Here is a 5,896-nt window from a genome sequence, read left to right on the forward strand (position 1 = left end):
ATTATTCATTATTCATTATTCATTAATTAAACCACTATTTGCTTATTCAAAACAATCAACTCCTTAAAACTCTCATTATCCAACTCCGTCAACCAAGATTCATCAGAACCAACAATCACATTTGCTACCTTTTTCTTATCCTCAATCATCTGGTCAATACGCTCTTCCAAAGTACCCAAAGCCACAAATTTATGCACAAAAACATTCTTTTTTTGACCTATCCTAAAAGCTCTATCGGTTGCTTGATCCTCCACCGCCGGATTCCACCAACGGTCAAAATGAAAAACATGATTTGCCTTAGTTAAAGTAATTCCTACACCACCAGCTTTTAAAGATAAAACAAATACAGAAGGTTCAGTTTCTTGGTCTTGAAATTCCCTAATCATTTCTTCCCTTTTCTGTCGCGCGGTTCCCCCATGTAAATAATAACAATTGTAATGAAAAGACTGTTTAAAATAATATTGTAAAGCCTCACCAATTTCAGTAAATTGAGTAAAAATCAATAAACTATCCCCCTCAGAAATAACCTCCTCACTCATCTCACCCAAACGTTCTAATTTCTGGGAACGTTCCGGAGTAAACTCACTCCTATCCTGTAAAAATTGACGGGGATGATTACAAATTTGTTTGAGTTTCATCAACGTTGATAACATCAATCCCTTACGTTGAATTCCCTCAACATTTTCCAACTGTTCCATCACATCTTTAACAATTGCCTCATATAAAGAAGCTTGCTCCTTTGTCAAATTACAATATTGTTTTTGCTCAACTTTATCAGGCAAATCCTTAATAATATCCTTGTCAGTTTTTACCCGCCTGAGAATAAAAGGTTGAATCAACTTCTTTAAAACAATTGACTGAACCTGATTATTCTCTTTCTGAATTGGCATCTCAAAATTCTTCCGAAATTGAGCCTCCTTTCCCAAATAACCAGGATTGAGAAAATTAAAAATAGACCACAAATCTAACAATCGATTTTCCACTGGAGTTCCCGTTAAAGCCAAACGATATTTAGCCGATAATTTCAAAATAGCCTTAGTCTGAGCCGCCTTCGGATTCTTAATATTTTGAGCTTCATCCAAAACAATTCGCTGCCAATTTATCCCCTCCAAAAGTTTTACATCTTTTCTAGCCAAAGTAAAAGAAGTAATCACAATATTAAACTTTAAAATAGCATTTTTGAACTCCTTATCATCTTGAATTCTATTACTACCATGATGCACAATAACTTTTAAATGCGGAGCAAACTTTTCTATTTCCTTTTGCCAGTTACCAACCACAGAAGTAGGGGCAATTAATAAAGTCGGTAAAACCTTTTTTTTCAACTCCTTTTCCATTACCAACCAAGCAATTACTTGCACCGTTTTACCAAGTCCCATATCATCCGCCAAACAACCATTTAATCCTAACTGTTCCAGAAATTGAATCCAAGAAACTCCCCGTTTTTGATACTCTCTTAAAGTACCTTTTAATTTCTTAGGATTATCAATTATTTCCAAACAATTAGGGTCTTGCAATTTAGTCAGCATTGCCGCCAAACTTTCATCCGGTTCCACCTCAAATTCCGAACCAACTTCCGATGCTTTTTGTAACAACTCTGGCAAAGTTAATTCAGGCTTTTCTTTTTGATGAGTTTGCCAAAAATCTAACATTTGCTGCATTTGATTTTGGTCTAATTCCATCCACTGTCCCCGAAACTTCACCAAAGGACTTTTAGCATCAACTAACTGCTTCCATTCCTTAGCAGTAATAGGTTGGTCTCCAATAGCTAATTCATATTGATATTCAATCAGGTTTTCTAACTGAAAATGACCTTTTCCTGCAGAAGTAGGAGCTGATTTTTTAGGAGAAGCTTTGAGACGAATTTTTGCTCGTTGACGACCTTGAGGAGTCCACCAAGCAGGAATAATTACTTTATAACCTGCATCTTCTAATACCCAAGCAGTTTCTTTAAGAAAATCAAATGCTGCTGTTAAAGCTAGGGAAAAACCAACAGGTTTATCCGTTTCTAATCCCTGCCAAATTAAAGGATAAATCCTCGCAGCATAGCCTAAATTTAAGAGTAAATCTTTTTCAAAATCTTTACCAAACTGTTTTTTTGTAGCTGTTTTTTTCCTCTGAGTTTGACTCCAATATTCCTGTAATTCTAGTTTGAAAGAAGGGTCTTTTTTCAAGGAAACCATAAATTTTAAATACCAATCATCAGGAAATTTTTCTGACGCTTCTTCTAATTGAAAACAGAGGTGAAAAGCTGAGTCATCTTGTGCACCAACAATTTTCTCTTTCCAACTTTGCCATTTTTGATATTCTGTCAAAGCAGCATCATCTAACCAAGGTGGGTTATCAGACTGGAGACGCAAACAACCAGTCAGTAGTCGAGAGTCAGTTAATTTTTTCTCAAAAGTAGCAGGAATAGGAGTGTCGGTGACAATTTTATTGAGCAAACATTCAGAAAAATGACGGAGTAAGGTTTCTTTGTCGTAAAATTCTAGGGTTGTAGTCGCTTCATCAAAACCGGAAGCGCAAGCAAGAGGCATATATTCGAGATAATAATTAATGTTATCTTCGTAGGATGGAGAGATAATTTCCCAAGTTGGATATATTTCAAAGGATGGTGTATTCTTTTTCCGTCTACCTTTTTTCTGTTCTAATTCTCGATATTTTAAAGCAGGAATATATTGGTCTTTAAAAATAATTGATTTGAAAGACTGGGAGTAATGATACCAGAAAAGTAAGTCTGCTCCTAGTTGTATTTCAGCAGCATTATAAAGACAGAGAAAGTGAATTTCGTTGAGTAGTTTGATAATAGGAGTGAGATGATAACAGTCAATTTCCCAAAGTTGCCATTGTGTTGTCTCTGGCGGTTCGGTTTCCTGGTAGCGACTTAATTCTGGTGAGGGTAAAGGTTGACTTTTGCTGCTGGGAAGAAGGAAGTATTTGGTAGTTATATTTTGGTCAAAAGTGCCATATTTGAGAGCTGGAAGTTTTAATTCATTACTGAGGAAAAGATACAATTCGTCTTTACCTAAATGTCCGGGATGGCGTTGATATTTTTCCGACTTTTTTTTCCGTTTTTTGGGTAGAGACTCTGTTTCTATCCAGAGAAAAAAAGCTCCGTTTTGAATGAATTCAGTTTCCGTTTTAGGTATCCAGGTTCCGTGGATAATTTTCATTTCTCAAAAATTTAGCACTCTGAACTTTATTGTAAGTATGATACTACTTAATTATTGCAAAAGAAATTTCTCAGAGCAAAGGCAAATGTTTGACAATGGCCAATCTATTGATTACTAAATCACGGCAGCTATGATTTTCTCCTCAATTCTGTCTCCTGACTCCTTCTATGTTATACCAATTCACTTTCGCTGAATAAACAAAGCGATCGCCCCTAAAAAAAACCATCCCATTACACCTGCCAAAGGATTACCATTTATCCCAACTATCCACTCTCCAACCACACCAGAATACTTAACTAAACCACCCACATTAATAATGTAATAACCCCAAACAAAACCAGCATGAATACCAATAGGCAAACCCAATAATTTTTGTTGATAATAAGTCAATTTATTTTTTTCTTTTAGGTTTAATACCCCGCCATCTACAAAGTCTTTACAATTAGTCCCCATCCACTTCTTCTTTCTTCCTTCTTCTTTCTTCCTTCTTCTTTCTTCCTTATTTTTTCTTCCTTCTTCCTTGGTTGGGTTTTGAGTCTCCATCCACTTACTCCTTCTTCCTTCTTCCTTCTTCCTTCTTCCTTCCTCATCACGTTTTGCCCAAACAAAAATTAAACCCAACAACACCAAACCAGGAAACTGAAACCAAGTCCGCAAAATTTCTTCCACTGGTTTAATAAAGTGTAGTAAAGCATATACAACACTACTTACCCACAAAGCTACTTTTGGTTTGTAGTCTCGCTCCAACTCATCCAATAACCAACCTCGAAATAGTAACTCCTCAGCAAAACCAATACCCACAGATACCAAGAAACCTTCCAAAATAAATTGAGGTAACTTTGCTGAAGGTGACTGCCAAATAACCCATCCCAGAAGTGCTTCTAAAATAAAAAAACCAAATAAGCTAAATAAACCTATTCCTAAACCTTGAAAAAAATTCTGAAAGTTGCGCCTACTTATTTCTAAACCGTAGCGACGTAGTAGGTGTGGTTGTTGATAAACTTTCTTTCCCCAAAACTGGACCAAAATAATAAACTCTATATACAGGAGAGCGATCGCCAATATACTCGCCAAATTTGCATCTCGCCCAAAAAAATATATTGGTGCTGCCAGTGGTATCCAACTCAGAAGTAATGTTAAAATAAAAATTCCTATTCTGATAGAAACTGGAAACTTTGCAATTTTGCCGAATGATAAATTAGGCACTACCAACACCTATAAAAATGAGAAACCGAGCTTCTCTAAGTCGAAACTCGGTTTATATATTACCTTGAATTTGGCAGTTAAAGGCTATCAGGCTTCAGCCGATGGATGAAAACAAGTTGGAAATTAAAATCTGCTCTATAAAACTGATACAAAGCGTCACATAACGTGACAAATTGATGTTTACTTCCTGCTTCTTGTGAGGCCGTCGGCAGTTACTCATCCACAGGCATTCACGGTCGAGCTGACCGCATCTCTCGCTCTTTATACTGGCGTTTAAATCTCTATCTATTGACAAGCCACATTCAGGACAATCATAAGTCCTTACATTTAATGGCATATCCTGAACATGACCACAGTTAGAACAAGTCTTTGATGATGGAAAAAACCTCCTGTATTTCAAAAATATGAGATAATAGATTCATATTTATGGGAGTAATAACAGGGTTTGTCCCGATGAACCTTCTGCTAGTAGGAGTGAAATTCCCGTTGGAAGAAAACTAGTAGGACATAAATTGCTACCAAGACCAAGGCAAAAGACAAGCAGGCAGCAAAGGTAGGGATTTATAGCTCAAACTTGAGTAAAACTACTCTGAAAGGATTAATTATTAAAGGTAAGCAAAGTATATGGTATTAATCATCAGGTTCTATAGTACTAGTTAGTCCCTGATGTTTTAAATTTTGGCAATAAAACTCAGCGTGTTCTAAAGCACAGGTAATTACCAATGCGATACCATTACTATGAGCTTCCATCATAATATCGACAGCTTGGGGTTGAGTTAGACTCGGCACTGTCTTCATCAATGCCTGCACAACATACTCCATACTATTAAAATCATCATTATGGAGTAAAACACGATAACGTGGTGCAGGTTTACGGACTGTGGAAGTGGAACGCTTTTCTATAGTCTCGACAGACACTACTCTATCCTGATAAAAAAATACTAATACGACAACATAATAACCTTAGTCTAAACCAATATTCAGTCTAGACATAAAGTAAATATACTTAACTCTGTTGAATGATATCTACCAATTATTTGACTTTTCAGGAATGCTAGTCATTAGCATTTAGGGATCGCCCGAAAACAAATATATAGCTAAATATTACTTTATATATATTTTGGCCTACACTCAAACATTATGAGTATATATCGATCAAACTATAACATAAAACTTAATATTACTCAACAAAGCAAATCAAAAAAATCCAAATTAGGGAGTTACCTGACTTTTGACTTTTAAATTTTGACTCTAACGCTCTAATTTGAGAATTATGATAGTATTGTAAAGTTTTATTAATTTTATAGAAAAACATAGAAAAACAACTAAAAATATCTTAGACTGGGATTAGTTAAACTCCCATAAATAGGTTTATGAATGAAATTATCTGATTATGCAAAATCTTTAGGAGTTTGTTACAAGACAGCTTGGAATATGTGGAAACGGGGAGAGTTAGATGCTTATCAACTACCCAGTGGAACAATTATTGTTAAGAACAATATCAACTCCTCTCGATG

General features: G+C 35.6%; 3 protein-coding genes and 1 pseudogene. All 4 read right to left on the reverse strand.

The window, feature by feature from the left end; genetic code table 11:
* Window positions 1-26: 26 nt before the first annotated feature.
* The 4 genes and pseudogenes from AC3DU7_RS22705 to clpS all read right to left on the reverse strand — a co-directional run bounded on the left by AC3DU7_RS22705 (window position 27) and on the right by clpS (window position 5,297).
* The gene (locus tag AC3DU7_RS22705) at window positions 27-3,173 is read right to left on the reverse strand and encodes a DEAD/DEAH box helicase (RefSeq protein ID WP_488041567.1); all 3,147 of its coding nucleotides are present in this window, start codon (window positions 3,171-3,173) and stop codon (window positions 27-29) included.
* 180 nt (window positions 3,174-3,353) lie between these two features.
* On the reverse strand, window positions 3,354-4,379 hold the full coding sequence (locus AC3DU7_RS22710; RefSeq protein WP_488041568.1) for a CPBP family intramembrane glutamic endopeptidase: 1,026 nt from the start codon (window positions 4,377-4,379) through the stop codon (window positions 3,354-3,356).
* A gap of 94 nt (window positions 4,380-4,473) precedes the next feature.
* Window positions 4,474-4,767: pseudogene (locus AC3DU7_RS22715) on the reverse strand (zinc ribbon domain-containing protein); the annotation flags it as partial.
* A gap of 242 nt (window positions 4,768-5,009) precedes the next feature.
* Window positions 5,010-5,297, reverse strand: a complete 288-nt coding sequence (gene clpS / locus AC3DU7_RS22720) for an ATP-dependent Clp protease adapter ClpS (protein ID WP_293089369.1) — start codon at window positions 5,295-5,297, stop codon at window positions 5,010-5,012.
* Window positions 5,298-5,896: the final 599 nt, after the last annotated feature.

The organism is Okeania sp., from assembly GCF_983059655.1.